The organism is Flavobacterium nitratireducens (assembly GCF_029625335.1).
Lineage (GTDB): Bacteria > Bacteroidota > Bacteroidia > Flavobacteriales > Flavobacteriaceae > Flavobacterium > Flavobacterium nitratireducens.
In genome coordinates this window covers 2,334,416-2,361,123 of sequence record NZ_CP121111.1, presented here as the reverse complement: position 1 = coordinate 2,361,123, position 26,708 = coordinate 2,334,416, and the positions used below count along the sequence as shown (strand labels likewise).

The following is a 26,708-nucleotide window of genomic DNA, read 5'->3' as shown; positions in this document are numbered from 1 at the left end:
CCCTAAAACAAATCCGATTAAGTTCCATTTTAAATTTTAAAGTGGAACTTTTTTATTAAATACTATTTCTAAAAATAAAAAAACTAAATTTGGTTGAATCAAATCTTACAATATGTTTCAATCCAAAAAAGACATTGTTTATATCATTCTTGCTGGAATATTTATTACCAATGCAGTAGTCGCCGAATTAATAGGAGGAAAACTCATTTACGTAGGACCATATTTAATGAGTGTTGGAATTCTGCCCTGGCCTGTCGTATTTGTCACAACCGATTTAATTAATGAATATTTTGGAGAAAAAGGAGTAAAAAAACTTTCCCTGATCACCGCTTGTTTAATTGCATACTGCTTTGTGCTATTGTATGTTGCCTTAAAAATACCCGCAGTCAAAGGCGATGGATTAGTGACCGATGAACAGTTTTATGCCGTTTTTGGACAAAGTATGTGGATTATTGTAGGAAGCATCACAGCATTCCTCGTTTCCCAATTAATCGACGTTACCATTTTTCACTTTTTCAAAAGAAAAACAGGCAACAAAATGATTTGGCTAAGAAGTACGGGTTCCACTGTTATTTCGCAACTTTTTGACAGTTTTATAGTATTGGGAATCGCTTTTTGGATGACTGGAAAAATTAATACAGAACAATATATCGCTTCAGCATTTACAGGCTATTTTGTAAAGTTGACTATTGCTATTTTATTGACTCCATTGATTTATCTTGGGCATTCGCTAATTGAAAAATACATTCACAGTAAATAAACATGGAAAACAAAACACGCTGTACCTGGTGCGAAAAAGACGATTTATACCGTAAATACCATGATGAAGAATGGGGAATTCCGGTTTATGATGATGCTACATTATTCGAATTTTTAATTCTGGAAACCTTTCAGGCAGGATTGAGTTGGTACACTGTTTTGGCAAAAAGAGACAGCTTTCGTGAAGCTTTTGACCAATTTGATTACCAAAAAATAGCCCAATATCCGGAAGATAAAATTCAGGAATTAATGGCCAATCCGAGTATTATTCGCAATCAGTTAAAAATTCGGGCTACTGTTTCTAATGCTGTTGCCTTTATGAAAGTTCAGGAGGAATTTGGCAGTTTTTCTAAATACATCTGGGGATTTACTGATGGAAAGCCTATCGATAATAAACCCAAAACCCTTAAAGACGTTCCTGCCACTACTCCACTATCGGACGCCATTAGCAAAGATTTAAAAAAACGCGGATTCAAATTCGTTGGATCTACCGTAGTTTATGCCCACATGCAAGCCACTGGAATGGTCAACGATCATATCGAAAGCTGTTTTACAAGAAAATAGTAAAAGTTTCACCATTAAGAAATTAAGAAAGTTAAGTTTCTTAATCAACTAAACTTCTTAATGGTTTAAAACTTGAAGTGAAAAATACTTCTTTTAAATCACAAAATTGTTAAACTTCTATCATTTAACTTCTAACTTCTAACTTTTTAACTACATTTGACGCACACTTTAGGGGTGTCTGCATTAGCAGGCTGAGATTTTACCCTCTGAACCTGATCTAGTTCATACTAGCGTAGGGAAAAGTAAGATGACTTCCGTAGTCCCATTTTTTGGGTCACCTTGTAGCCATTCCTAAAGTATTTTTTCATTTAAAAAAATACGAGAATGGAACTAAAAATCAACAATCAAACCAAACAATTTCAAGTAGAAGCATTGAGCATTCAAGCCTTGCTCGATATTGAAATTCCGCAAAAACAAAACGGCATCGCTGTAGCCGTAAATAACAATGTGATTCCAAAATCCAATTGGAACAGTCACCTCCTATCCGAAACTGACGATATTTTGATTATTTCTGCTACACAGGGCGGATAGTATTCAGTTTGCAGATTTCAGTTTGCAGTTACTCCAAACAAAATAATCCTACAATAAAAATGTATCGTTTGCAAAAACTCATAACTATAACTCATAACTCACAACTTCAAACAAATGAATAACGAAGAAAAAATATCCCGAATCCCATTCCCTAATTCGACCAAAGTCTATATAGATGGAGAAATCCACCCGATAAAAGTGGCGATGCGCGAAATCAAATTATCCGACACTAAACTGGCCAAAGGCGGAGCAGAACACAATCCATCCGTTACTGTTTATGACACCTCTGGTCCTTACACCGATCCAAACATCGAAATTGATATTCGCAAAGGATTACCACGCCTTCGCGAACAATGGATTTTAGACCGTGGCGATGTGGAAGAATTAATCGAAATCACATCGAATTACGGAAAAGAACGCTTAGCCGATGAAAAATTAAATCATTTGCGTTTTGAATACCTACACAAACCCATGCGTGCCAAAAAAGGAGCGAATGTGACCCAATTGTATTATGCCAAACAGGGAATTATTACGCCTGAAATGGAATACATTGCCATTCGTGAAAACCAACGCATCGAACAATTAGAAAATGCAACTCCGGCAATGAAATGCCAACATGCAGGACATAGTTTTGGTGCGAATATACCAAAAAACAAAATCACTCCAGAGTTTGTTCGTTCTGAGGTAGCAGCCGGTCGTGCTATTATTCCAAATAACATCAATCACCCAGAAAGCGAGCCGATGATTGTAGGTCGTAATTTCTTGGTAAAAATCAATGCTAATATCGGAAACAGTGCGGTAACTTCCTCCATCGAAGAAGAAGTAGAAAAAGCGGTTTGGGCTTGCCGCTGGGGAGCCGATACCATTATGGATTTATCTACCGGAAAAAACATTCATGAAACCAGAGAATGGATTATTCGAAATTCACCAGTGCCAATTGGTACAGTACCCATTTACCAAGCTTTGGAAAAAGTAAACGGAATTGCCGAAAACCTGACTTGGGAAATTTTCAGAGATACTTTGATTGAACAGGCAGAACAAGGCGTTTCGTATTTCACGATTCATGCGGGAGTTTTGTTAAGATACATTCATTTGACAGCTAATCGTGTAACTGGAATTGTTTCTCGTGGTGGTTCGATTATGGCAAAATGGTGTTTGTTTCACCACAAAGAAAACTTCCTTTACACGCATTTTGAAGAAATCTGCGAAATCATGAAACAATACGATGTGGCTTTCTCTTTGGGAGATGGTTTACGTCCAGGTTCTATTGCCGATGCAAATGATGCTGCTCAATTTGCCGAATTAGAAACGCTGGGCGAATTGACAAAAATCGCTTGGAAACACAATGTTCAGGTTTTCATCGAAGGACCAGGACACGTACCGATGCACATGATTAAGAAAAACATGGACAAGCAATTAGAACATTGTTCTGAAGCTCCATTTTATACTTTAGGTCCGTTGACGACAGATATTGCTCCGGGTTATGACCACATTACTTCGGCTATTGGTGCTGCGATGATTGGATGGTACGGCTGTGCGATGTTGTGTTATGTAACCCCTAAAGAACACTTAGGATTACCTAACAAAAAAGATGTAAAAGACGGAGTGATTACCTATAAAATTGCCGCTCATGCTGCCGATTTAGCCAAAGGGCATCCGGGTGCACAATACCGTGACAATGCCTTGAGCAAAGCCCGTTTTGAATTCCGTTGGGAAGACCAGTTCAATTTATCATTAGATCCAGATACAGCAAGAGAATTTCACGATGAAACCTTACCTGCTGATGGTGCCAAAGTAGCGCATTTCTGTTCGATGTGCGGACCTAAATTCTGTTCCATGAAAATATCACAGGAAATCCGTGATGTAGAAGAAGCCAAAAAAGGAATGCAAGAGAAATCAGAGGAGTTTGTTGAGCAAGGAAAAGAGATTTATTCTTAGTATCAAGACATTAGTATTAAGTATTAAGACTAAAATCTTGATACTTAATACCCCATAACATGATAGTCTTTTCCAATCCAACTGCGATAGCAAACGAAATCCCAATAATCCATTCTCTTTTTGAGGAAGGACTGGAATTATTGCATGTTAGAAAACCTGAATATTCAGCTGAAGAAATGAAAAAATTTGTAACTGCTATTGGATTGGAATTTCGAAATAAACTGGTTTTACACAGTCATCATCAATTAGCAGAAGAATTAGGAATGAATAGAATTCATTTCACAGAAAAAATGAGAACAGAAACTTTTAACTCTCCTGCAAGGTTATCAAAACCTTGTAGGTTCTTAAAATCAACTTCTACTCACTCCGTTGAAGAATTTAATGCTTTGGCTGCCGAATTTGACTACGCTTTTTTAAGTCCGGTTTTTGAGAGTATTTCGAAACCAAATTATGCTTCAAAAACGAATCTTTTGACAGCTATAAATAACCGAACCAATTTCAAAACCCAACTCATTGCTTTAGGCGGAATTCAGGCTTCGAATATTGAAACCACTTTAAAAGCAGGTTTTGATGATGTAGCCCTATTAGGAACCATTTGGAACAGCCAAAATCCAATTCAAAATTTTAAATTATGCCAACAAATCGCCCTTTCGTTTTAAGCATTGCCGGTTTTGATCCTTCGGCTGGTGCAGGAGTTTTGGCCGATATTAAAACCTTTGAACAACATCAGGTGTATGGCTTGGCTGTTTGTACTGCTAATACAATACAAACTGAAAATGAATTTGTGAACATCCAATGGACAGCACTAGAATTCGTTTTACAATCTATTGAAACCTTATTTGGCTCTTACAACATCAAAGCAGTCAAAATTGGAATTGTTCCCTCTCTGCCTTATTTAAAAGAAATTGTTTTTTTGATAAAAAAACTTTCGCCAAAAACCAAAATAGTTTGGGATACCGTTTTAAAATCGACTACCGAATTTGATTTTCTGAATATTGAAAACCAAAATGATTTAGTTGCAATTCTAAAAGAAATCGAACTCATCACTCCCAATTACAATGAAATATTGAAATTAGACACTAAAGAAGCTACTATCGAAATCATTACTGAAAAAATATCGAAACACTGCGCTATTTTATTAAAAGGCGGGCATAATCCTAACGAAATTGGCACTGATTTTTTACATAGTCAGCAACACTTTTTCAGGCTTTCGCCAAATACTACTCATATATACGAAAAACACGGTTCAGGCTGTGTTTTATCTGCAGCAATTACTGCCAATATTGCCTTAGAACAAGAACTGTTAAGAGCCTGTAAAAATGCCAAAGCATATACCGAAAACTTTTTATTATCAACCCCAAAACTACTAGGAAATCATTATGTATAATCGTTTTCAATATATCTCACAGGGAAACTCCGTTGACGAGCAATTAGCAAACATTAGTCAAGCCTTAGAACATGGTTGCAAATGGATTCAGCTTCGTTTTAAAAAAGCAACGTCTGAAGACATGGAAACTATGGCGGAAGCCGTAAAAAAATTGTGCACTGAATTTGGAGCTACTTTTATCATTAACGACAATGTTTCCTTAGCTCAAAAAATCAATGCTGATGGCGTTCATTTAGGTCTAAAAGACATGAAAATATCGAATGCCAGAGAAATTTTAGGACCAAATAAAATTATTGGTGGTACTGCCAACACCTTGGAAGACGTTCAAAAACAAATCAAAGAAGGAGCTGATTATATTGGTTTGGGACCATTCCGTTTTACTAAAACGAAAGACAATCTAAGTCCGATTTTAGGTCTGGAAGGCTACCAAAATATGGTAACAGAATTAAGACTTCTGGGAATTTCAACTCCAATTTATGCGATTGGTGGTATTCAATTAGAGGATGTTCCTGCAATAATCCAAACAGGAATTCATGGCATTGCTGTTTCGGGATTAATTACCGAAAACGACAACAAAACCGAATTAATAACAAAACTTAATGAAACATTATATGAACCAGTCAACATTTAAAATTGGTGATAAAGAACTAAATTCACGATTGTTTTTAGGAACAGGAAAATTTGGTTCGAATGTTCAAATGGAAGAAGCAATTCTGGCTTCGGAGAGCGAATTAGTAACGGTAGCCTTAAAACGTGTCGATTTAGAAACGGATACCGATGCTATTTTATCGCATTTAAAACACCCTAGAATCAATTTATTACCAAATACATCAGGTGCTAGAAATGCCAAGGAAGCTGTTTTTGCAGCACAATTGGCCAGAGAAGCACTGGAAACAAATTGGGTAAAACTCGAAATTCATCCTGATCCAAGATACCTTTTACCGGATCCCATTGAAACCTTAAAAGCAACAGAGGAATTGGCTAAACTGGGTTTTATCGTTTTACCTTACATCCATGCCGATCCTGTTTTGTGCAAACGTTTAGAAGATGTAGGAACAGCAGCAGCTATGCCTTTAGGATCGCCAATTGGCAGCAACAAAGGATTAAAAACCATTGATTTTCTGGAAATCATTATCGAACAGTCTAAGGTTCCTGTAATTATTGATGCGGGTATTGGAGCTCCTTCAGACGCTGCGAAAGCTATGGAAATGGGAGCAGATGCTGTTCTTGTGAATACCGCAATTGCGGTTGCCGGAAATCCAAAACTAATGGCAGAAGCTTTCAAAGAAGCCGTTATTGCTGGTCGAAAAGCTTACGAAGCCCAATTAGCACAGCAATTCAATCAGGCGGTAGCTTCGAGTCCTTTGACGGCGTTTTTATATGAATAATACTTTAACCGCAAAGTTCGCAAAGCAAAGCGCCAAGAACGCAAAGCTTAGCGAACTTTGCGTAAATCTTTGTGCCCTTTGAGGTTAAAAGCTATGACAACATTTAAATCGGTTTTTGAACAATACAACTGGAACGAAATTCAATCCAAAATTTATAACACTACAACTAGGCAAGTAGAACAAACCTTAGCAAAATCCAAAAGAAATCTGGATGATTTTCTGGTATTGATTTCTCCTGCTGCCCAAGGCTACTTAGAATTGATGGCCCAAAAAAGTCACGAACTGACTAAGAAACGTTTTGGGAAAACCATCCAAATGTATGCGCCTTTGTATCTAAGCAATGAATGCCAAAATATTTGTACCTATTGTGGTTTTAGTTTAGATAATAAAATCAAGCGTAAAACCCTAACGGATTCTGAAATCAAAATAGAAGCTCAAGCCTTGAAGAATTTGGGTTTTGATCATGTTCTGTTAGTTACTGGCGAAGCCAATTATACGGTAAATATCAATTATTTCCTTAACGCAATAGAACAAATAAAAGCACAATTTTCCCTTATTTCAGTAGAAGTCCAACCGCTTTCACAGGATGATTATGAACGTTTGCACAAGGCTGGCGTGTATTCGGTATTGGTGTATCAGGAAACCTACCATCAGGAAGTGTATAAAAAATACCATACCAAGGGTAAAAAATCAAATTTTGATTACCGTCTTGACACTCCTGATCGCATTGGAAAAGCAGGAATTCACAAAATAGGTTTAGGCGTTTTATTAGGTTTGGAAGATTGGCGCACCGATAGTTTTTTCAATGCCTTGCATTTGTATTATTTGCAAAAAACCTATTGGCAAACCAAATACTCTGTTTCTTTCCCTAGATTACGACCTGCCGAAGGCATTATCGAACCTAATTTTATCATGGACGACAAAGATTTAACCCAATTAATTTGCGCCTATCGCTTGTGGAATGAAGATTTGGAAATTTCAATCTCAACCCGAGAAAATGAAAAATTTCGAAACAACATCATCCCAATTGGAACAACCAGTATGAGTGCAGGTTCTAAAACCAATCCAGGAGGTTATGTGGTTGACCCACAATCATTGGAGCAATTTGAAATTAGTGATGAACGTTCAGTAGCAGAAATTGCAAAAATTATTACCGAAAGAGGATACGAACCTGTTTGGAAAGATTGGGATAGAACTTTTGATTTTAAATTTTAGATTAACGATTTTAGATTGCAGATGTAATGAGCGTTATACAAGATTTTTTAAGATACAATCGACAGGTAATTTTACCTGAAATAGGAGAAGAAGGACAAGAAAAATTAAAAAGTGCCAAAGTACTTGTTATTGGTGCCGGCGGTTTAGGATGCCCCATTTTGCAATACATTGCTCCTGCAGGTGTTGGAACCATTGGCATTGTAGATTTTGACACTATCGAAATTCATAATCTTCACCGCCAAATTTTATATACCGAAAAACAAGTTGGATTAGCCAAAGCTTCAACAGCGAAAACAACCGTTGAAAAACTAAATCCATTGATTAAGGTTCTGGCTTTTGAAGAAAAACTAACTCTTGAAAACGCTGCAAAAATTATAGCTGAATTTGATATTGTAGTGGATGGTTCGGATAATTTTAAAACACGTTATTTAGTGAATGATACCTGTGTAGCCTTAAACAAAACGTTGGTTTATGGAAGCATTTTAGGCTTTGAAGGTCAAATTGCTGTTTTTAACCATCAGGGAAGTAAAAACCTACGGGACTTATTTCCGGAACCACCCAATCCAAAAGATGTTCCTAATTGCAGTTTTAATGGAGTTTTGGGTACTTTACCTGGTATGATTGGAACAATGATGGCGCATGAAACTTTAAAATTGATTATTGGATTACCGAGTTTACAAAACCAATTGGTCTTATTCAAAACCCTAGATTGGAGTTTTACCAAATTAACTTTTTAAAATCGACATAAAATCATCCCTACTAATTTCGCGACAACCTAAACTTTCTAAATGCGAATTGTACACCTGACAATCGAGCAGTTTGTAATGCTCTTTTTTTAGTTTTTCGACTAGAGCTATAAAGGCAACTTTAGAAGCATTGGAAACCTTAGAAAACATACTTTCGCCACAAAAAACATGACCCAAATCAACACCATAAAGTCCGCCAACTAATTCATCATCCTGCCACACCTCAACTGATTTGGCTATCCCTAAATCATGCAATTTACAATAAGCCTCAATCATATCATCGGTAATCCAGGTGCCGTTTTGTCCTTCTCTTTTGATAATTTGACAATTGGAAATTACAGCTCGAAAATCCTTATTGAACGTAACTTTAAAAATCTTTCTATTGCGAATATTTCGCATGCTTTTAGAAACGACCAATTCGTCTAAAAACAGCACCATCCTAGGATTAGGAGACCACCAAGTAATAGGTTCTCCGTCTTCGAACCAAGGAAAAATTCCGCTTTGATACGCTAACTGAAGCCTTTCTGGAGACAAATCACCACCTAAGCCAATAATTCCGGAAGAATGGGCTAAATGAACGGGCGGGAAAAATAAATCTTCGGTAAGATAAAACATGATTCAATCAATTTCCAATATGACTATCCGTTTCTTATATCAATCATTGAGAATGGCACACAGATGAAACGGATTGAACAGATTATCGCAGATTGTGATTCACAAAGAGCTTTAAAAATCCGTTTTTATCTGTTCAATCAGTGTCAACTGCCTGTCGGCAGACAGGTCTGTGGCCTATTTTTTATTTAGTCCGCATAGCGGACAGTCCTAATATCCAATTCAATGACAATTCAAAAATCAATAAAAGTTCCAAAAAAGAAATTCCAAATTCCAATTAATAAAGAGCTAATTGGAATTTGGAATTTTAAAAATTTAGAATTTAAATTTTAGAATGGTAAATCGTCTGGTTCGTCTTCGTTTAAATTAGTTGCAGGAGCAAAAGCTGGCGCAGCTGGCATAGGAGCAGCAGCAGCTGGAGCTTCAGTAGCTAGTCTTTCAATTCTCCATCCTTGAATACTGTTAAAGTATCTTGTTTCTCCTTGTGGATTAACCCATTCTCTACCTCTTAAATTAATAGATACTTTTACGGCTTCACCAATATTGTAATTACTCAATAAATCACATTTATCTTGTGTAAATTCAATCAATATATGTTGAGGATATTGTTCCTCTGTAGTTACAACTACTTCTCTTTTTCTAAATGAGGCACTAACTTGTTGTTCTGGATTAACAACTTTAATTTTCCCTGTAACTTCCATCTTCGCTATTTTAACTGTTATATATTATTATTTATCAAAAGTGTTTTTATGCCAGACCAAGTCTTTCATTTTGTATGAATATCTCAAAATCAATCGAATGGAAAACCGAAACTAAAAAACATTTGATATACAAATATAACAACTTCTTCTATCTGATAATAAAGATTGTTTTACAATTTCAATTTTATTTTTAAATAGCTGGCAAACAAGGGAATCCTGAAGTTGAATTATTCCTTACTCCTTCTTGTTGAACATGAAAAACTTTGAAGTGAAACTAAAACAATCCTTAGTATATTTCGTTATATTTATAGCTCAAAAAATTATTTATGCAGTTTTCTGATAAAAGAAGTACCGGAAGATGGATACTTATTTTTGCTTCATTTCTTATCATTTCATTAATACTATGGAATACCTATACCTTTTTTCAGATTTTTAAAAATGAAGAACGTCTTAAAATGAATCTTTTGGCGAAAGCCCAAAAAACACTTATAAATGCCGACGAAAATACTGATGTAGAACTGCCGCTTCAAATTTTTAAAAACAACACCTCAATTCCCGTAATTCTTACCGAAAACGATAGTATTATTAACACTATTAATATTGACGAAAGCATCATTAATGACAAAGAAAAAGCAACACAATTTTTAGCCGAATTAAAAAAAGAAAACGAGCCCATAATCATTGAATATGCCCCTCATAAGTTCCAAAAATGGTATTATGGCAACTCGGCTTTATTGAATAAATTAAAATATTATCCTATCGCCTTGTTACTAATTATTTTCCTCTTTTCGGCACTGATTTATTATTTTTATCGAAGTACCAAAATTGCTACTCAAAATAAACTTTGGGCTGGTATGGCTAAAGAAACGGCGCATCAAATAGGAACTCCGCTCTCTTCTTTAATAGGCTGGGTGGAGATTTTAAAAACAGAGGATATTGATCCTGCGACCACTTCGGAAATTGAGAAAGATATCAACCGACTTCAAACTATTACCGATCGTTTTTCTAAAATTGGCTCGGAACCTGTATTAGAAAAATGCGACATTGTTGAGACCACATTTCAAACCTACAACTACCTGCAATCGCGATTTTCTAAACAAATTGAATTTTCTTTTGAAAGTCCCAAATCGGAAATTTACACCCTTTTAAATCCAACATTACACAGCTGGACGATTGAAAATCTTATTAAAAACGCTATTGATGCCATGAAAGGCAAGGGTAAAATTGTGGTGAGTATTCACGAAGATTCTGATATGGTTAAAATTAATGTAACGGATACCGGAAGTGGTATTCCTAAAAATCAGTTCAGCACCATTTTCGAACCTGGATTTACCACTAAAAAAAGAGGTTGGGGATTAGGTCTTTCTTTAACTAAACGTATTGTAAAAGAATACCACAAAGGAAATATCAAAGTTTTACAATCCGAAATAGGAAAAGGAACTACAATGCAAATTAGTTTGAATAAATTGTACTAATTTAAAGGAACTCCAAACCAGCTCACTTTAGAAAACATCGTCTTTCGTTTAATTTTAGAAGCATTCAAATACTCTTTTACGAACAAAGCGTGTTCATCGGCTTGAACCAGAGCTTGCGCAATTGACTTTTTTAAGGAACTTAAATTAGACAAATTTTGACTATCCACCATTACAATTTTAAAAACATCATTTTGACATTTTTGTAATTTCTCTCTTGGTATCTGTATCATCTTAGCAACCTTTTCATCTGGAAATGTTGGCTTGAATTTTTTATTTCTGTACATAATAAAATCATTTAGCTGTAACACTGCCTCATTTAATTCGGCAACAATTGCATCCATTTTATCTACATTTTCATTTTGCATTAAGCCACTCCAATGCTCTTTTTTATTTTGATAATAGGAAGAAATCAAGCTGTTTTTTAATCCTAACTTCTCTACTCTTTTAGCTGTTTCAAACAATTGATCTTTCTGCTTTAATTTAGAATACAACGTGATTTCTTTCTCAAAATCAAAATATTTTTGGGCCTTATCCAATTGTGTTTTGCCTTCATAAAATGCGTCATGAGAAACTGGATAATTCAAAAATTGCCACATATAATCAAAGGGCATATGCGAAACAATCATTTTTGAAGGTTCTACTTTGAAGTAAACATTGTTCAATTTTTTAACAAACTTTCCATTATTCACCCCCCAGAACCCCATGTTGGATCAAAAACAAACCATTTATTATCAATTTTGGCGGCGCTCCAAGCATGAGATAATTGGTCGATTTTTCCATGCTGTTTGGTATAACCATAAATAATTTCAGATTGAATCCCCACTTTTCGAGCAATATCATTAAAAACTTCGGCATAATGAATACAAACTCCTTTTTTAGTATTCAAGGTATTTTCAATTTTTTCTTGCGAAGTCTGAAATTGATTAGGATTATTCATATTCGCCACATCGTAACTAATATTAGTAGCTGTCCAATAAAAAACGGCTCTAATTTTTTCGTTATCCGATTTAAAATGATCATTGATAAATTGAGCTATTCCAGTGGTTGATTTACTCAATTCAACAGGAATCTTGGAAATTTTAGTATCGATATCTAAGTAAGGTAATTTTGTTTGGGCCGTATTTAAAACCGATACTAACAAAAAAACAAAAGATACAAATTTTCTCATATCATCATTTTTGGGTGAAAAAAAACACGAATAAATTCGTGTCGTTTATAGTGATAAATTGTATTATAAATTAGCGCTAATTTCCTGAGCTAAACTTTCAAATTCCTCTTTAGACAAAGTTACTTTTTTCTGAAATCGAATGTCTTCCATAGTGTTCAAAGGAATCAAATGCACATGAGCGTGTGGCACTTCTAATCCTATAACCGAAATAGCAATTCGATTACAAGGAACCGTTTTTTCGATTGCTTTGGCAACTTTTCTAGAAAAATGCATTAGCCCTAAAAAATGAGCTTCGTCCATATCAAAAATCTTATCGACTTCAAATTTAGGAATACATAAAGTATGCCCTTTTGCATTAGGATTAATATCCAAGAAAGCAAAGTAATTTTCATCTTCAGCTATCTTATAACATGGAATTTCTCCTTTTACTATTTTGGTGAATATACTCATTATTAATTGGGTTATTTGGTTATTCGTTTATCCGATTAAACAAAAAAACAAATATAAATTTAAAAACTACTCTCTTGTGATTTCTAAAATTTCGAATTTCAATTTTCCGTTAGGAACTGTTATTTCGGCTACTTCACCTACTGATTTTCCTAGTAATCCTTTTCCAATTGGAGAAGTTACCGAAATTTTACCTGTTTTTAAATCGGCTTCACTTTCGGCTACCAAAGTATATTTCATTTCCATTCCATTAGCTTGGTTTTTTATCTTAACACTAGATAAAACCAACACTTTAGAAAGGTCTAATTGTGATTCATCAATTAATCTTGCATTAGCATATAACTCCTCCAATTTAGAAATTTTCATTTCTAACAAACCTTGAGCTTCTTTAGCTGCATCATACTCAGCATTCTCAGACAAATCCCCTTTATCACGAGCTTCGGCTATATCTTGAGATGCTTTAGGACGCATCACCGCTTTTAAATACTCTAATTCTTCCTTTAACTTTTTTAATCCTTCTGCAGTATAATAAGATACGTTACTCATAATTTCGTCGTTTATATAAATACAAAAAATCCCATCGCAACGGGATTTCTTGCTACAAATATAGTATAATTTTTAATAGTCTATAATTATCTGTTAAGCTTATAACATTTCAAAAGTAAATAAATTAAATTTGTTTCACTAATACTTTCACAAAATATAAACATGAAAAAAATCCTCAGCATTTCATTAGTCGTTCTTTTATTTTTTTCTTGTTCAGATAATGGATTTAAGAACAATAATCCTTATATCCCTAACTATAATTTTTCGATAACTTTCGATTTAAATTATCCAGCTTATTCAAAACTTAATTATGCTAGTAACGCTATTTACTATTCAGGACCAGAAGTAGGACCTAAAGGCATTTATGTGTTTTATACTGGGTCAAGCTATAATGCTTTTGATGCTGCTTGCCCTAATCAGGCATTGAGTAGTTGTTCTACATTAACTATAAAAGGAATAAATCTACTTTGTCCATGTGACAATGAAGAATACAGTATGTTTACAGGACAAGGCAAATTACAATATCCTTTAAAACAATACCGCGCTGAGAAAATTGGAAATATAGTTAGAGTGTACAATTAAAACAAAAAGCCTGAAAGTATTAAATTTTCAGGCTTTTTAAATAGAAACTACAAATTAAAACTTCAAAGTCAATCCTGCTAAGAAATTAGCTCCCGCTTGAGGATAATAATACACATAACCTCCTCCATAATCAGCACCATTAGAAACATAGCTTCTGTTAGCAAAATTATTAGCCAAAACACTAATAGTAACTGATTGGAAAACAGATTTAGGGAAAATGGTATAAGTAGCATTAAAATCGTTCACGAAATAATCTTTCAATTTACCCTGAGCATCATCAATATTATTCATATACTGACTTCCGACAAATTTTGATAATAAATTCAATTGCAAATTGGCAATTGGAGAAAACACCACACTATTCGCAGCAATAAACTTTGGAGAAAAAGCAATAGTTGTATTTCCTAAATCAACTAAATCAGTTCCGTCTTCCAATACAAAATCGATATTTTTATTATCACTTAAAGTAAAATTTGGACTGATTAACCATTTCTTAGACAACTGAATTTTAGCCTCAGCTTCTAAACCTAAACGATAGCTTTTACCTACATTTGTTCGTATTGGATTACCTACATCATCCAATTCCCCCGTTAAAACCAATTGGTCCTTGTAAAGCATATAAAATCCGTTAAGATTGATTTGCGTATTTGGTGCTACAAAACGCCATCCTAGTTCAAAATCATTTAAGCTTTCTGGCTTTACACTTCCTCCTTCATAATCGGTGCGGTTAGGCTCACGATTAGCTCTGGCATACGAAAAATAAACAGCATTTGCATTATCAACCGTATAAGTCAAACCAGCTTTAGGATTAAAGAAATTAAAGTTATCATTAACCAACCCTGTTTCTGGGCTGTTGGCTTTATAATGTACATTTCTTAATTGCGCATCAGCAAAAAAGTTCACATTTGTACAAAGTTGGTAATTGATTTTAGCAAAAACATTTACATCATTTTTTGTCGCCATGTTATAATTCATTGGCACTCCTATTTGACTATCCGAAGGATATTGTAACCATAAAAGTTCTGTAAAATGAGCTCCTTCATAACGATTGGCTCCTCCACCTAAAATCACATTAAGGACTTCATCCTGATAATTAGCCGAAAAAGTAGCTCCATAAAAATCATTATCCAACCATTTCCTTCTGGTATAATCAGTTGAAGATATGGTTTGTCCATCTACCACAATTGGATTTAAACCTAAAAACGAATATTGAGCATCATCAGCATAATACAAATTGGTATATTTCCAATCGTCTACATATTCTTCATAATAGCCATTACCTTTGGTATAATGAAAAGCTAAATTGGTATTCCACTTATCTGAAACTTTTTCATTCCAATGCAATTGTGCGTGATCCTGATTGTAATTATCTACCTGATTTTTATAAAACCCTTCAAAATTCCCTGAATTATCAAATATTTCACCTACAGAGTTGTACTTTCTATTAGAAGCCATCGTAACCGCATCGATTCCGTTCCAGGATTGATAGGTTCTTTCTTTTCCACCAAAAACCAAAGCTTTTATCAAAGTAGTTTTACCCACATAAGTTCCTTGTAAGAAATAGGATTTCAAGTCCGAACTCGCTCTATCCACATATCCATCTGATTTTAAAGTTGATAAACGACCGGCTATTTCAAAATGATTATTCATTAATCCGGTGCTGAATTTCACAGTGTGCTTATGTGAATTAAAACTTCCAAAAGAGTTAGAAATTTCGCCACTGCTTTTTTTCGAATAGGAATCCGTTAACATGTTCAAACTAGCTCCAAAAGCTCCTGAACCATTCGTTGAAGTTCCAACTCCACGTTGTAATTGTAAACTCTGCAAAGAAGAAGCAAAATCAGGCATGTTTACCCAATAAGTTCCATGACTTTCAGAATCGTTATAAGGAATTCCATTAATAGTCACATTCACACGAGTTGCATCGCTACCGCGCACACGAATACCTGTATAACCAAAACCATTTCCGGCATCTGAAGTTGTCACTACCGAAGGCATATAGTTCATCAAAACAGGAATATCCTGACCTAAATTGCGTGGAGCAATATCCTTTTTGTCCAAATTACTAAAACTAACCGGTGTTTTAGTTGTAACACGAACCGCAGATACTAAAACGACATCTAATTGATTAACTTTTGTGGTGTCTTTTACTTGTGAAAAGGAGAAAAAAGAAAATAGAGAAAAGATTAAAGACATCAAGAAAGTAGAACTTAGTGTCTTTGTGCCTTTGCGGCTAAAAAAATTAACGTTCATCCGTAATTGTTTTTTTACGAATAAAAGGGGGAATTATTCTTTTGTTACTGTTATAAAATGATTTATTTAACTCATATACTAATGGCTTTCACCATCAATTTATCTTAATTTCCCTTAGCAACATTACTTGCTCAGGTTCATTGGGTATGATCTCAGCTCGTTATTTAGAGCACCCCTTTGAGACGGTGCAAAGATAGAAAAGAATTAAAATAAAAGCATCAAGTATTATGATTTTTAGATAATCCCAAATATCTTAATACTTAATTCTCCAATTCTTGATACTAAAAATCCGGTTTTCTTCTTGATTTTTTTAAATCCGAAAGATTCTTTTTATCCTTAATTCGTTTTTTAATCACCGATTTTCGGACTTTTGTAGCCTTTCTGATTTTAGGAACATGGAGCCCTTTTTTAATCAGTTCCAAAAAACGTTTCGTAACTATTTCTTTGTTTTTAAGTTGGCTTCGGTCTTCATCACATTGAAGTATCAAAACCAAATCAGCAGTTAATCTTGACGCTAAATTTGTTTCTATCAACAATTTTTCCTCATCGGACAAAGCCTGAGAATTTTTCAAATCAAAAGACAAAACCACCTTAGACGAAACCTTATTTACATTTTGTCCTCCTGCACCGCTACTTCTAACCGCTTTGTATTGTAATTCCGTTATGATTTTTGGGATCTCCATTGATGCTGAACTTGTTTCAGTATGACTACAAGGACTGATGTGCTTCTTTCAATAAATCGTTGACTGTTTTTACAGGATTAAAAGTAATCAAAGGTACTTCAACAAAAACGGTCAACCAATTAGCCATTGCTCCATTCCACAATCCAGGTAATTCGTAGCCTTTAATATCTTTGCCTTGATGATTTTTTTCGACAATAAAACCGGTGTTTTCATCTACAAATTGGTGCAAATCAAACTTCTCGTTTTTATAATTTTTAGTAGCACAAACTAAATCTACTGGATTAAAATGCGTAGCATTTTCCATTATTTTAGCTTGTTTTTTATCGGATAAATCCACTTGCGAAGATTCTACAATTTGCAATGAAATTCCTTTTTGACCATTTTTTACCCAAAAAGGACCACCTCCAGGTTCGCCTTCGTTTTTAACCATTCCGCAAACACGTATTGGACGGTCTAAAATACCACGTAATACCTTGATTTTATTTTCAAAAGTGTACAAATCAAAATCTGATTTTACATTTACATTTAGTTTTGATTTCAAGAAAGTTTTGATTTTCTCTATTTGTGAATCGGCAACATTAGAATAATCCATTAGATTCAAACAGGCAAAAATTTCTTGTTGTAATTCTAACAATACTCCTGCTAGCGCTTTTTTATAAAGAGCAATGGTTTCGTTATTATGAAGAATTACATTATCAATATTTTTGATAAAAATAATATCGGCATCCAATTGATTTAAATTATCTATCAACGCACCATGTCCTCCAGGTCTAAAAAGTAATTTACCTTCCTCAGTTCTAAAAAGCTTATTATTCATGGTTACCGCAATGGTATCGGTGCTTTTATCTTGATAGGAATAGCTTACTTCAATAGTAGTTTGGGTCTCTTTTTCAACATTAGCTTTAACATCATTTATAATTTTTTCAAATTCTTCCTGATGTGATTCTGTCACCGTAAAATGCAAATATGATTTCCCCTTAGAACTAGAATAATACCCACATTCATACAAATGTTCTTCTATTGGAGTAGCAATTCTAGTAGCATATTTATGGAAAGGCAAAATCCCTTTTGGTTTAGAAGCAAAATCAAAATACTTCGAATCCAACATGAATTTGATGAAATAATAATTTTTGTAATCCCTAGAAAGGTTGTCAAAATTGGCAATTTCAGACTTTAATTTTTGATAAATCATTTCAAAAAAAGGCAATTTCTCCATTCCCACTATAAAAACAGGTAGTTTACTATCCTTTTTCCTATTAATATAGGCATTAATAGACTCTTTTTCAATATTAAAATCAGCGACAAAAACAGTCAAAAACTTAAACATTCTTGTGGCTGCGCCCGAAGCAGGAACAAATTTTAATAGTTTAAAATTCGACTTGTGCTCATCAAAGAAATTAGCTTTGTCTATAAACTCATCCGTAGTGAATTTTAAAATGCCATTCCCTATTGTTGCCGCTTCTACTAATTCCATCTTAGCAATTCCTTTTTTAAAGATTGCTAATTGCTTTTTTACAACATCTAATGAAACACCGTGTTGGTTCATTTGTTCCAAATCTTGTTCAGACAAACCCATACTTTTACTATTATATAAATCTTCAATTGATTTTGAATTTTCTACCACTAACTCTTTTATTAAGTTACAACTGTATTTTCAGATTGCATTTTTTGAACTTTCCATATTTCTTTCCATTCAAAATAAGCTAGTACAGCCAAAATTGTAAAAATGAAATACTGCAAACTTGTAAATGTATATCCCTTACAAAAATACAAAGGTATAGAAATGAAATCTCCTACAATCCAAAAAATCCAATTTTCGACTTTCCTTCTTGCCATTAACCACATCCCAACAAAAAAAAGTGCTGTTAAGAACGTATCTACATAATTATACCAATTAACAAACTTATCAAAATATTGATAAACCAGATAGACAAATACAAGTGTCAACACAAATAAAACCGCTGCAATACTGCCTTCTTTTTTTGTCATTACCGAAATAGGAAACTCGACCTCATTGCTTTTTTTCGAGTCCAATGGTACCAACCATAAATACTCATGATGAAATAATAGCCATTAATCATCGAATCGCCTAATAAATTCCACTTCCAAAGTAAATAAGCATAAATAAAAGTACTTACTAATCCTGTTGGAAAAACCAATACATTGTCTTTTTTTGCAAACCATACACTAGCCAAGCCAAAAAAAACAGCTACTAACTCCAGAATAATTTCGGAAATAGGATAAGTAGCATATTGAGAAAAAAATAATCAATCATTTAATGTTCGTTAAAAAAATTACTATTTCTTTCAAAAGCTGTACCTATCACTACTAAATCAGCTCCAGAATCATAGGCATTTTGAATTCCTTGTGTGTCTATAATTCCTCCACCTACAATAAGTGGAATAGAACTATTTTGAGCCACAGCAGCAATCATTTCTTGGGGAACAGCTTGTTGTGCGCCACTACCGGCTTCCAAATAAATTAGTTTATTACCCAACATTTCGCCTGCCAAAGCGGTTGCCAAAACCAAATCTAAATTATTCCTATCAATCGGTTTAGTATTACTTACACGCTCCACGGCTGTTGTTGTACCACTTTCAATCAAAATATACCCTGTGGAAATAATTTCCAATTGAGTTTGCTTCAAAATTGGCGCTGCATTTACCTGATGCGTTATTAAATAATCGGGATTTCGGCCTGACAATAATGTTAAAAACAAAATCCCATCTGCATATTTTGAAATTTGAGAAGGATGACCTGGAAAAAGAACAATGGGCAAAGTACAATCTTCTTTAATTCTAACAATCAAATCATCCAAAATTGTAGTACCAACATGGCTTCCACCAATAAAAACATGCGTTGCCGGCGATTGATTAATCTTAAAAATCAATTCCGGCAGACTTTCCCAAACTATTTTATCAGGATCTAAAAGAATCGCTAATAATTGCTTGCGCACTAACTTCGCCTGAAGGATTTCCTGATATATGGTATTATTTTTCATCTGAGGTAAAAGTAAAAAGTTTTTACAGTACCGGAACCATTTTGAAACAATTATCTTTGTTAACAGCTAAAAACACTAAAATTTCTTCCTTATGATTACTGTTACTTTACTCGAAAAATATGGCGGAATTAGAAAAAATTATAAATACAGTGATTTTATTTTCAAAGAAGGAAATCTGGCTTTACAGTATTTCCAAATCATTTCGGGCGAAGTAAAAATGAATAATTATAACGAAGAAGGCAAAGAATTTATTCAGGGAATTTTCTATGAAAACCAATGTTTTGGCGAACCTCCCTTATTTATTGAACAAGTTTATCCCGCCAATGCGGTTGCTGTTACTGACACCGAATTGATTGTGATTACCAAAAACCAATTATTGGATTTGCTGCAAAATCATTCAGATATTAGTTTAAAATTCATCAAAAATCTTTCCCAACGATTGTATTACAAATCGGTAATGGCAGCTGAAATTTCCTCACAGGATCCCGAACATCGCATTTTAAGACTAATTGATTATTCGATAAAACAATTGAATTTCAAGAAAGAAACGGCCGGTTTTCATATTCATTTTACCCGCCAGCAAATAGCCGATTTAACCGGATTGCGGGTAGAAACCGTAATCAGAGCCATTAAATCACTGGAGAAAAAAGGCGATTTGAAAATAATTAACCGAAAAGTGTACCGATAATTTCGTTTTATGATTTAAGTCATAAAATACGACCTGCAAGCCGTTGTAATATTGTATTATTAAAACAAATCATTATGACACTTTACAACAACTCCTTCGAAAAATTTGATACTAATTATTTTGCATCTGCTTCATTAAGTATCCTAGTACAAAGCTGTTTAGGCGGAGCTGCTGCAATGGCTGTATTAGCTAACGGAACATCTATAACACAAATGATTCAACTCGTTCTTGTTGTTTTCATTAGTATGTTTGCTAACACCTCTATTTTAGCACAAATGAAACACAAAATTGTTTTTAATGCCGTTTTGTTAAGCATGATTTCAAGCGTATTCTTCATCATTATAAACAATTTATAAATGAAAAAAGACATTGAAAACAGAGCTGATATTTCGGTTCTAATACATCAATTCTATGATAAAATAAGGGCTGATGAGGAAATTAGTCCTTATTTTAACGAACTCATTGCTGACTGGGACTCCCACCTAGAAAAGCTAATTGATTTTTGGGAAACTAATTTATTCGGCATCCGTAAATACAAAGGCAATCCAATTGCCGTTCATAACAAAGTAGACGAATATTTTAATAGTCAAATTAGCGCTAACGAATTTGGTATTTGGTTAAATTATTGGTTTCAAACCTTAGATGAATTATATCAAGGAGATAATACAAGTCTTTTAAAAGATAGAGCACGAAAAATGGGAAGCTTTTTTTACCTCAACATGTTTAAAAACCGAAGTGTATCGGCATAGATTATTTGACTAAAGCATACACTAACGTAAAATTTTCAATTTCTTCAAAGTAAATTTTGAATGTTTTATTTAAACCTGAAAAATTAAGATTAGCAATAGTTTCGGTTTGATTTAAATCGAAAGTATTAACAGCAATATGATCTTTAAAACTGATTCCTTTTTCGTTTTGAATTTTAAAAATAGCTTCTTTGGCTCCCCAGATTACTGTTAATTTTTTAATGTATTCTGAAATAGCTTCTTTGTTTAAATATTGTAACTCGGCATCACAAAATTTATCAGCAATACGGATGATTTTTTCTCGTTGCAATTCGATATCTATTCCTACTACTTCGTCGCTTACAATAATTGATGAAAATTCGTGAGAATGGGTTATAGAAATATGTTTCCCGTCCTGTAAATGAGGCTTACCAAATTCATCATAATACAAGTCAAAATCGGTATAGCCCGCTTCATTTAGTAATTTACGTACACTTAAAAAACCACGTTGATGCATTTCTGATTTCATATTCAAAATGCGCTCTTGACATACTGGATTTAACTGTACTTCCTGAGACAATTGTTCGAAAGATTCGGTTATTTTCCAAATGTATACTTGTGTAGTAGCGTTAAATTCTATCTTTTTAAATAAAGGCATTCTTTTGAGTTATGGGTTATAAGTTAAGTGCTAGGTGTTTGAGGTATGTTTAAAAAAGTATCTTTTATTTTTTTTGCTTTCTGTTCTCTGCTTTCTGCTTTCTGCCTACTCTCTTTTTAGCCCTGATGGAAGCGACATCCTTTTTCAGGCTTCTTTAGCCTGGAAAAGATACAGCGTACAGCAGGAATAGCTTCTAAAAAATATTCTCAAACTAAAGTTCTAACTATTAAGACCTTAAACAATTCATAAATATTAGATAAATTAGTTTAATTCTAAAGTTATTATGTAATTTTGCAAAAAATTTATAATTACAAATATACTATAAATGAGTACTACAACAATTCCATATGTACCATACAAAGTTAAAGACATTGCTTTGGCTGAATGGGGAAGAAAAGAAATTCAATTAGCTGAAGCTGAAATGCCAGGATTAATGGCAATTCGTGAAGAGTACGGTCCAAGCCAACCTTTAAAAGGAGCTCGTATTGCAGGATGTTTACACATGACTATCCAAACTGCTGTGTTAATTGAAACTTTGGTTGCTTTAGGAGCTGAAGTTACTTGGTCTTCTTGTAACATTTTCTCTACTCAGGACCACGCTGCTGCTGCAATTGCTGCTGCCGGAATTCCGGTTTATGCATGGAAAGGTCTTAACGAAGAAGAATTTGACTGGTGTATTGAGCAAACATTATTCTTTGGTGAAGACAGAAAACCATTGAACATGATTTTGGATGATGGTGGAGACTTAACAAATATGGTTTTTGACCGTTACCCAGAATTAACTGCAGATATAAAAGGACTTTCTGAAGAAACTACTACAGGAGTTCACCGTTTATACGAAAGAATGAAAAACGGAACTTTGGTAATGCCTGCAATCAACGTAAATGATTCGGTTACTAAATCTAAATTTGATAACAAATACGGATGTAAAGAGTCGGCTGTTGATGCTGTACGTCGTGCTACTGACGTTATGTTAGCTGGAAAAAGAGTTGTTGTTTGTGGATACGGTGACGTAGGAAAAGGAACTGCTGCTTCTTTCCGTGGAGCTGGTTCTATCGTAACAGTTACTGAAATCGACCCAATTTGTGCTTTACAAGCGGCTATGGACGGTTATGAAGTAAAACGTTTAGATACTGTAGTGGATAACGCTGATATCATCATCACTACAACTGGTAACTTTAACATTGTAAGAGGGGAACACTTCTTAAAAATGAAAGACAAAGCTATTGTTTGTAACATCGGACACTTCGATAACGAAATTGATATGGCTTGGTTAAATGCTAACTACGGTGCTACTAAAACTGAAGTTAAACCACAAGTTGACATTTACAATGTAGAAGGAAAAGAAATCATTATACTTGCTGAAGGTCGTTTAGTAAACTTAGGATGTGCAACTGGTCACCCATCATTTGTAATGTCTAACTCATTCTCAAACCAAACTTTAGCTCAAATCGAACTTTGGAATAACTCAGCTGCTTACGGAAACGAAGTATATATGTTACCTAAACATTTGGATGAAAAAGTGGCTGCTTTACACCTTAAAAAATTAAGCGTAGAATTGGAAGTACTTTCTCAAGAACAAGCTGATTATATCGGTGTTGCAGTTGAAGGTCCATTCAAACCAGAATATTACAGATACTAGGTCATTTCGAGGAACGAAGCAATCTCACTATAATTTTCAAAACCCTTACAGTAATGTGAGGGTTTTTTAGTTTATACTAACTTTTTTAATACTTATAAAAAAATAAATATAAATTTTACACTTATAATTAAACCTTTCTGGTTAAATGACATCTTACGATAAGTTTAACCTATTTATTATGTGTAAATATTTATCTTTTCTATTGGTACTGCTGTTTTCTTTAAATGCATCAGCTCAAAGCTACATTTTAAAAGGAAAAGTACTCAACATCAACAACCAACTTCCATTAGAATCGGCTACCGTATATATTACAACGGTAAAAGATTCAACTGTTTTAGAGTATACATTAACCGATAAAAATGGAGACTTTAGCTTTGCAGTTAAAAAAAATGACAAACCAGTGTTCTTAAAGGTAACCTTTATGGGCTTCGATACTTTTGCAGAAGAACAAAATGGAGTATTTGCTAATAAAGATTTTAGCAACATCTACCTATCGGAGACTGTAAACTCACTGAAAGAAGTAACTGTAAAAGCGGAAGACCCCCCTATTAGAGTTAAAAACGACACAATAGAATTTAAAGCTTCTTTATTCAAGGTGCGCCCAGATGCAAATGTGGAAACATTATTAAAACAACTACCTGGAATAGAAGTAGACAGCGATGGAAAAATTACCGCTAATGGTAAAGAAGTAACACAGGTATTAGTAAACGGCAAGCCCTTCTTTGGGCGTGATGGAGCGATGGCTTTAAAAAACCTGCCTGCCGAAATCATCAATAAAGTTCAGGTATCTGACTTTAAGACAAAAAAAGAAGAATATTCTAAAGACCAAGCTGCTTCAGACAATTCAAGTATTAACCTAACCATTGACGAGGATAAAAACAAAGGTTATTTTGGAAAATTCATGGGTGGCTATGGAACTGATGATCGATACGAATCTAGTTTTATCGTAAATCATTTCAACAACAATAGAAAAATTAGTCTATTAGGCTCTTCTAATAATATTAATGCGCAAGGATTTTCTCAGGATGAAGTTTTTGACAACATGGGCGGCGGAAGAAACAACCGTGGAACAACTGTAAACAGAAGTCAGGCAAATGGTATTACTACATCAAACTTGTTAGGGTTAAATTACTCCGATGAAATATTTAAAAATTTCCAAACCAATGCCAGCTACGATTATTCAGATACAAATACTGAAAACAAGAACAGCTCAAACTCTATTGAATTGAGACCCGATGGAAATTTCTTTGAAACTAAATCAAATTCGAACACTAACAACGGAAACACTAGCAACAAAGCTAACTTAGAAGTTGAGTACAAGATTTCACCCTCTATTCGATTATTTGTTGCTCCAAAATTCAATTCATCTATATCCGATAGCAATTCTGAATCAAACAGCTCGAGTACAAATTTAACCGACAACACTCTAGCAAACGATGCGTTTTCAAAAACAATGAACAAAAATGAATCGAAAAATTTTAGTAATGCAATAAATTTCAATAAGTCTTTTGAAAAAAAAGCTAGAAATTTAAGTTTATCATTCAACAACAACAATTCGAACGCTGATTCTAATAACTTTGTTGGATCTGAAACGAATTTCTATACCACAAACAGAAGTATTATTCGTGACCAAAATATCAAAAACAGCAGCAATAGCGATTCCTATAATGCTGAGATTGAATTTACTGAACCCGTAACAGATTCTATCCGTTTTAGAATTGGAGTGTCTTATGACTACCAAAATAACATCAATGATAATAAAACTTTTGATGATATAGGTAATGACAATTACACTTCTGTTAATCAAGAACAAACTACCTATATGTCTTCAAAACAAAATAGTATTGCTCCAAAAGCTGGTTTTAGAATTCAAAAAAACAAATATACTTTTGACATCAATTCGTCAACATCCATTTTACAATACGACAACCATGCATTGTATAAAGGAGTAGCAACAGATTTAAGCAAAAAATATATTTTACCTAGTGCAAGTACCCAAATTAGATATAGTGTAGATCGTTCTAAAAATTTAACATTTAGATACAATTATAATCAATCGGTACCATCCGCCAGTCAATTATTACCTGTAGAAAATGTATCCAATACTTTGAATACAGTTACTGGTAATCCTGACTTGTTAACTAGCGAAACCCATACTGCAAACTTGAATTATAGAAATTTTGATTTCCGAACTCGCTCAGGATACAACTTTTACATTAATGGAAATTACAATTATAATGATGTAATAAGCACAGCCATTTATAACTCTGACAATAGTAGAACAACAACTTACACAAATATATCTGGTAACCACTCCATTTCTGGTGGTGGTAGCTGGAACAAATCTATCAAACAAGAAACCAACTTATTACGTTATGGAATTGCTTTAAATGTTAATTATAGATTTGAAAAAGGATTCACAAACTCCATTCTTTATGGAGCTAAATCAATAGGATTTTCTCCAAGAATTTATTTGAATTATGATTACGGAGAATTTTTCACTGTTGCTCCTTCTTATAATTTTTCATACAATGAATCAAAATATGATATCAGTACCCTTAGATCAAGATCAAATGTAGTTCATAGACTTAATCTACAAACTACAAGTTACTGGCCAACTAACTGGACTTGGGGTAATGATTTTGGATATACTTACAATTCTATCAACCAAGACTTTTATTTATGGAATAGCAGCTTATCCTACAGTTTAATGAACAAAACTTTTGTTGCTAAAGTCAAAATTTATGACGTTCTAAATCAAAACCAAAGTATTACGCGAAATATTTCATCAACTGCAGTTACCGATAACGAAAACACCGTATTAAAACGCTATGCTATGTTTTCTTTAACGTATAAAATTCAAAATTTCTCGGGAACACAAAGACCTCCTGGACGAAATTTCAGGAACATGGAAGGTATGGATCGCCCGGGTGGTTTTGGTGGCTTCGGTGGAGGAAGGATGGATTAACCTTCCTTTTTAATCATTCAAGTATATAATA

28 protein-coding genes, 1 pseudogene and 1 riboswitch are annotated in these 26,708 nt (G+C 33.9%); of the genes and pseudogenes, 17 read left to right on the top strand and 12 right to left on the bottom strand.

The genetic code is table 11. The features are described 5' to 3' along the window. Window positions 1–112 precede the first annotated feature (112 nt). From P5P90_RS11135 to P5P90_RS11090, 10 genes are all read left to right on the top strand, one after another. On the top strand, window positions 113–760 hold the full coding sequence (locus tag P5P90_RS11135) for a queuosine precursor transporter (RefSeq protein WP_278034754.1): 648 nt from the start codon (window positions 113–115) through the stop codon (window positions 758–760). Between the two features lie 2 nt (window positions 761–762). Beyond that, window positions 763–1,323 carry a DNA-3-methyladenine glycosylase I gene (locus tag P5P90_RS11130; protein WP_278034753.1) on the top strand — a complete coding sequence of 187 codons (561 nt, stop codon included), beginning with the start codon at window positions 763–765 and terminating at the stop codon, window positions 1,321–1,323. Between the two features lie 160 nt (window positions 1,324–1,483). Next, window positions 1,484–1,579, top strand: a riboswitch (TPP riboswitch). Between the two features lie 68 nt (window positions 1,580–1,647). Further along, window positions 1,648–1,854: a sulfur carrier protein ThiS gene (gene thiS, locus P5P90_RS11125; RefSeq protein ID WP_278034752.1), complete on the top strand. Its 207-nt coding sequence runs from the start codon at window positions 1,648–1,650 to the stop codon at window positions 1,852–1,854. 114 nt (window positions 1,855–1,968) lie between these two features. Continuing rightward, window positions 1,969–3,792 (top strand): phosphomethylpyrimidine synthase ThiC, encoded by a 1,824-nt coding sequence (gene thiC, locus P5P90_RS11120; RefSeq protein WP_278034751.1) that lies wholly within the window; start codon window positions 1,969–1,971, stop codon window positions 3,790–3,792. A gap of 59 nt (window positions 3,793–3,851) precedes the next feature. Continuing rightward, window positions 3,852–4,451: a thiamine phosphate synthase gene (locus tag P5P90_RS11115; RefSeq protein ID WP_278034750.1), complete on the top strand. Its 600-nt coding sequence runs from the start codon at window positions 3,852–3,854 to the stop codon at window positions 4,449–4,451. Further along, on the top strand, window positions 4,424–5,179 hold the full coding sequence (locus P5P90_RS11110; RefSeq protein ID WP_278034749.1) for a hydroxymethylpyrimidine/phosphomethylpyrimidine kinase: 756 nt from the start codon (window positions 4,424–4,426) through the stop codon (window positions 5,177–5,179). The genes P5P90_RS11115 and P5P90_RS11110 overlap by 28 nt, the downstream gene beginning before the upstream one ends. After that, window positions 5,172–5,810 (top strand): thiamine phosphate synthase, encoded by a 639-nt coding sequence (locus P5P90_RS11105; RefSeq protein ID WP_278034748.1) that lies wholly within the window; start codon window positions 5,172–5,174, stop codon window positions 5,808–5,810. Before P5P90_RS11110 ends, P5P90_RS11105 begins: the two co-directional genes overlap by 8 nt. Next, window positions 5,791–6,567, top strand: a complete 777-nt coding sequence (locus tag P5P90_RS11100; protein WP_278034747.1) for a thiazole synthase — start codon at window positions 5,791–5,793, stop codon at window positions 6,565–6,567. The genes P5P90_RS11105 and P5P90_RS11100 overlap by 20 nt, the downstream gene beginning before the upstream one ends. Window positions 6,568–6,660: 93 nt before the next feature. Continuing rightward, a complete protein-coding gene (thiH, locus tag P5P90_RS11095; protein ID WP_278034746.1) occupies window positions 6,661–7,782 on the top strand; it encodes a 2-iminoacetate synthase ThiH in 1,122 nt (373 codons plus the stop codon). A gap of 26 nt (window positions 7,783–7,808) precedes the next feature. Further along, entirely contained in the window at window positions 7,809–8,519 is a 711-nt protein-coding gene (locus P5P90_RS11090; RefSeq protein WP_278034745.1) for a HesA/MoeB/ThiF family protein, read from the top strand. Here P5P90_RS11090 and aat read toward each other — a convergent pair. Both aat and P5P90_RS11080 read right to left on the bottom strand, forming a co-directional pair. Then, on the bottom strand, window positions 8,508–9,143 hold the full coding sequence (aat, locus tag P5P90_RS11085) for a leucyl/phenylalanyl-tRNA--protein transferase (protein WP_278034744.1): 636 nt from the start codon (window positions 9,141–9,143) through the stop codon (window positions 8,508–8,510). The genes P5P90_RS11090 and aat overlap by 12 nt on opposite strands. A 326-nt stretch (window positions 9,144–9,469) precedes the next feature. After that, entirely contained in the window at window positions 9,470–9,841 is a 372-nt protein-coding gene (locus P5P90_RS11080; RefSeq protein WP_278034743.1) for a DUF3127 domain-containing protein, read from the bottom strand. 326 nt (window positions 9,842–10,167) lie between these two features. Here P5P90_RS11080 and P5P90_RS11075 point away from each other — a divergent pair, with 326 nt between their 5' ends. Then, a complete protein-coding gene (locus P5P90_RS11075) occupies window positions 10,168–11,316 on the top strand; it encodes a sensor histidine kinase (protein WP_278034742.1) in 1,149 nt (382 codons plus the stop codon). On the opposite strand, the gene P5P90_RS11070 is transcribed toward P5P90_RS11075, so the two are convergent. The 4 genes from P5P90_RS11070 to greA form a co-directional block, all read right to left on the bottom strand. Beyond that, on the bottom strand, window positions 11,313–11,978 hold the full coding sequence (locus P5P90_RS11070) for a hypothetical protein (RefSeq protein ID WP_278034741.1): 666 nt from the start codon (window positions 11,976–11,978) through the stop codon (window positions 11,313–11,315). The two genes, P5P90_RS11075 and P5P90_RS11070, sit on opposite strands and share 4 nt — an antisense overlap. Before the next feature lie 23 nt (window positions 11,979–12,001). After that, window positions 12,002–12,484 carry a transglutaminase domain-containing protein gene (locus tag P5P90_RS11065; protein ID WP_278034740.1) on the bottom strand — a complete coding sequence of 161 codons (483 nt, stop codon included), beginning with the start codon at window positions 12,482–12,484 and terminating at the stop codon, window positions 12,002–12,004. Between the two features lie 63 nt (window positions 12,485–12,547). After that, window positions 12,548–12,937: an HIT family protein gene (locus tag P5P90_RS11060; protein ID WP_278036516.1), complete on the bottom strand. Its 390-nt coding sequence runs from the start codon at window positions 12,935–12,937 to the stop codon at window positions 12,548–12,550. A gap of 63 nt (window positions 12,938–13,000) precedes the next feature. After that, the gene (gene greA, locus P5P90_RS11055; RefSeq protein ID WP_278034739.1) at window positions 13,001–13,477 is read right to left on the bottom strand and encodes a transcription elongation factor GreA; all 477 of its coding nucleotides are present in this window, start codon (window positions 13,475–13,477) and stop codon (window positions 13,001–13,003) included. A gap of 162 nt (window positions 13,478–13,639) precedes the next feature. On the opposite strand from greA, the gene P5P90_RS11050 reads away from it, so the two are divergent. Beyond that, window positions 13,640–14,059 carry a Rieske (2Fe-2S) protein gene (locus P5P90_RS11050; protein ID WP_278034738.1) on the top strand — a complete coding sequence of 140 codons (420 nt, stop codon included), beginning with the start codon at window positions 13,640–13,642 and terminating at the stop codon, window positions 14,057–14,059. Between the two features lie 54 nt (window positions 14,060–14,113). On the opposite strand, the gene P5P90_RS11045 is transcribed toward P5P90_RS11050, so the two are convergent. The 5 genes and pseudogenes from P5P90_RS11045 to P5P90_RS11025 all read right to left on the bottom strand — a co-directional run bounded on the left by P5P90_RS11045 (window position 14,114) and on the right by P5P90_RS11025 (window position 19,996). Beyond that, window positions 14,114–16,312 carry a TonB-dependent receptor gene (locus P5P90_RS11045; protein WP_278034737.1) on the bottom strand — a complete coding sequence of 733 codons (2,199 nt, stop codon included), beginning with the start codon at window positions 16,310–16,312 and terminating at the stop codon, window positions 14,114–14,116. Between the two features lie 281 nt (window positions 16,313–16,593). Continuing rightward, entirely contained in the window at window positions 16,594–16,995 is a 402-nt protein-coding gene (gene arfB / locus P5P90_RS11040) for an alternative ribosome rescue aminoacyl-tRNA hydrolase ArfB (protein ID WP_278034736.1), read from the bottom strand. A 25-nt stretch (window positions 16,996–17,020) separates the two neighbouring features. Continuing rightward, on the bottom strand, window positions 17,021–18,619 hold the full coding sequence (locus P5P90_RS11035; RefSeq protein WP_278034735.1) for a DUF4301 family protein: 1,599 nt from the start codon (window positions 18,617–18,619) through the stop codon (window positions 17,021–17,023). Between the two features lie 11 nt (window positions 18,620–18,630). Next, window positions 18,631–19,232 (bottom strand): annotated as a pseudogene (pnuC, locus tag P5P90_RS11030) (nicotinamide riboside transporter PnuC). A gap of 38 nt (window positions 19,233–19,270) precedes the next feature. Next, complete coding sequence (locus tag P5P90_RS11025; RefSeq protein ID WP_278034734.1) at window positions 19,271–19,996, bottom strand: phosphoglycerol geranylgeranyltransferase; 726 nt, start codon at window positions 19,994–19,996, stop codon at window positions 19,271–19,273. A 91-nt stretch (window positions 19,997–20,087) separates the two neighbouring features. On the opposite strand from P5P90_RS11025, the gene P5P90_RS11020 reads away from it, so the two are divergent. The 3 genes from P5P90_RS11020 to P5P90_RS11010 all read left to right on the top strand — a co-directional run bounded on the left by P5P90_RS11020 (window position 20,088) and on the right by P5P90_RS11010 (window position 21,433). Next, window positions 20,088–20,684, top strand: a complete 597-nt coding sequence (locus tag P5P90_RS11020; RefSeq protein WP_278034733.1) for a Crp/Fnr family transcriptional regulator — start codon at window positions 20,088–20,090, stop codon at window positions 20,682–20,684. A gap of 74 nt (window positions 20,685–20,758) precedes the next feature. Beyond that, entirely contained in the window at window positions 20,759–21,040 is a 282-nt protein-coding gene (locus tag P5P90_RS11015; protein ID WP_278034732.1) for a hypothetical protein, read from the top strand. Then, window positions 21,041–21,433 carry a group III truncated hemoglobin gene (locus P5P90_RS11010; RefSeq protein ID WP_278034731.1) on the top strand — a complete coding sequence of 131 codons (393 nt, stop codon included), beginning with the start codon at window positions 21,041–21,043 and terminating at the stop codon, window positions 21,431–21,433. It begins immediately after the preceding gene. 1 nt (window position 21,434) lies between these two features. On the opposite strand, the gene P5P90_RS11005 is transcribed toward P5P90_RS11010, so the two are convergent. Next, a complete protein-coding gene (locus tag P5P90_RS11005; RefSeq protein ID WP_278034730.1) occupies window positions 21,435–22,067 on the bottom strand; it encodes a 4'-phosphopantetheinyl transferase family protein in 633 nt (210 codons plus the stop codon). Window positions 22,068–22,392: 325 nt separating this feature from the next. Between P5P90_RS11005 and ahcY the strand changes: the two genes are divergently transcribed. Next, the gene (gene ahcY, locus P5P90_RS11000; RefSeq protein ID WP_278034729.1) at window positions 22,393–23,709 is read left to right on the top strand and encodes an adenosylhomocysteinase; all 1,317 of its coding nucleotides are present in this window, start codon (window positions 22,393–22,395) and stop codon (window positions 23,707–23,709) included. A 178-nt stretch (window positions 23,710–23,887) separates the two neighbouring features. Further along, the gene (locus P5P90_RS10995) at window positions 23,888–26,677 is read left to right on the top strand and encodes an outer membrane beta-barrel protein (RefSeq protein ID WP_278034728.1); all 2,790 of its coding nucleotides are present in this window, start codon (window positions 23,888–23,890) and stop codon (window positions 26,675–26,677) included. Window positions 26,678–26,708: the final 31 nt, after the last annotated feature.

Excerpts from the sequence above, each read along its gene's own strand:
- P5P90_RS11075 (WP_278034742.1), top strand. The coding sequence starts at position 10,168 with ATGCAGTTTTCTGATAAAAGAAGTACCGGAAGATGGATACTTATTTTT.
- P5P90_RS11015 (WP_278034732.1), top strand. The coding sequence starts at position 20,759 with ATGACACTTTACAACAACTCCTTCGAAAAATTTGATACTAATTATTTT.
- P5P90_RS11090 (WP_278034745.1), top strand. The coding sequence starts at position 7,809 with ATGAGCGTTATACAAGATTTTTTAAGATACAATCGACAGGTAATTTTA.
- P5P90_RS11115 (WP_278034750.1), top strand. The coding sequence starts at position 3,852 with ATGATAGTCTTTTCCAATCCAACTGCGATAGCAAACGAAATCCCAATA.
- arfB (WP_278034736.1), bottom strand. The coding sequence starts at position 16,995 with ATGGAGATCCCAAAAATCATAACGGAATTACAATACAAAGCGGTTAGA.
- P5P90_RS11110 (WP_278034749.1), top strand. The coding sequence starts at position 4,424 with ATGCCAACAAATCGCCCTTTCGTTTTAAGCATTGCCGGTTTTGATCCT.
- thiS (WP_278034752.1), top strand. The coding sequence starts at position 1,648 with ATGGAACTAAAAATCAACAATCAAACCAAACAATTTCAAGTAGAAGCA.
- greA (WP_278034739.1), bottom strand. The coding sequence starts at position 13,477 with ATGAGTAACGTATCTTATTATACTGCAGAAGGATTAAAAAAGTTAAAG.
- P5P90_RS11135 (WP_278034754.1), top strand. The coding sequence starts at position 113 with ATGTTTCAATCCAAAAAAGACATTGTTTATATCATTCTTGCTGGAATA.
- thiC (WP_278034751.1), top strand. The coding sequence starts at position 1,969 with ATGAATAACGAAGAAAAAATATCCCGAATCCCATTCCCTAATTCGACC.
- thiH (WP_278034746.1), top strand. The coding sequence starts at position 6,661 with ATGACAACATTTAAATCGGTTTTTGAACAATACAACTGGAACGAAATT.
- P5P90_RS11020 (WP_278034733.1), top strand. The coding sequence starts at position 20,088 with ATGATTACTGTTACTTTACTCGAAAAATATGGCGGAATTAGAAAAAAT.
- P5P90_RS11050 (WP_278034738.1), top strand. The coding sequence starts at position 13,640 with ATGAAAAAAATCCTCAGCATTTCATTAGTCGTTCTTTTATTTTTTTCT.
- P5P90_RS11005 (WP_278034730.1), bottom strand. The coding sequence starts at position 22,067 with ATGCCTTTATTTAAAAAGATAGAATTTAACGCTACTACACAAGTATAC.
- aat (WP_278034744.1), bottom strand. The coding sequence starts at position 9,143 with ATGTTTTATCTTACCGAAGATTTATTTTTCCCGCCCGTTCATTTAGCC.
- P5P90_RS11100 (WP_278034747.1), top strand. The coding sequence starts at position 5,791 with ATGAACCAGTCAACATTTAAAATTGGTGATAAAGAACTAAATTCACGA.
- P5P90_RS11065 (WP_278034740.1), bottom strand. The coding sequence starts at position 12,484 with ATGAGAAAATTTGTATCTTTTGTTTTTTTGTTAGTATCGGTTTTAAAT.
- P5P90_RS10995 (WP_278034728.1), top strand. The coding sequence starts at position 23,888 with ATGTGTAAATATTTATCTTTTCTATTGGTACTGCTGTTTTCTTTAAAT.
- P5P90_RS11080 (WP_278034743.1), bottom strand. The coding sequence starts at position 9,841 with ATGGAAGTTACAGGGAAAATTAAAGTTGTTAATCCAGAACAACAAGTT.
- P5P90_RS11105 (WP_278034748.1), top strand. The coding sequence starts at position 5,172 with ATGTATAATCGTTTTCAATATATCTCACAGGGAAACTCCGTTGACGAG.
- P5P90_RS11025 (WP_278034734.1), bottom strand. The coding sequence starts at position 19,996 with ATGAAAAATAATACCATATATCAGGAAATCCTTCAGGCGAAGTTAGTG.
- P5P90_RS11010 (WP_278034731.1), top strand. The coding sequence starts at position 21,041 with ATGAAAAAAGACATTGAAAACAGAGCTGATATTTCGGTTCTAATACAT.
- ahcY (WP_278034729.1), top strand. The coding sequence starts at position 22,393 with ATGAGTACTACAACAATTCCATATGTACCATACAAAGTTAAAGACATT.
- P5P90_RS11130 (WP_278034753.1), top strand. The coding sequence starts at position 763 with ATGGAAAACAAAACACGCTGTACCTGGTGCGAAAAAGACGATTTATAC.
- P5P90_RS11045 (WP_278034737.1), bottom strand. The coding sequence starts at position 16,312 with ATGAACGTTAATTTTTTTAGCCGCAAAGGCACAAAGACACTAAGTTCT.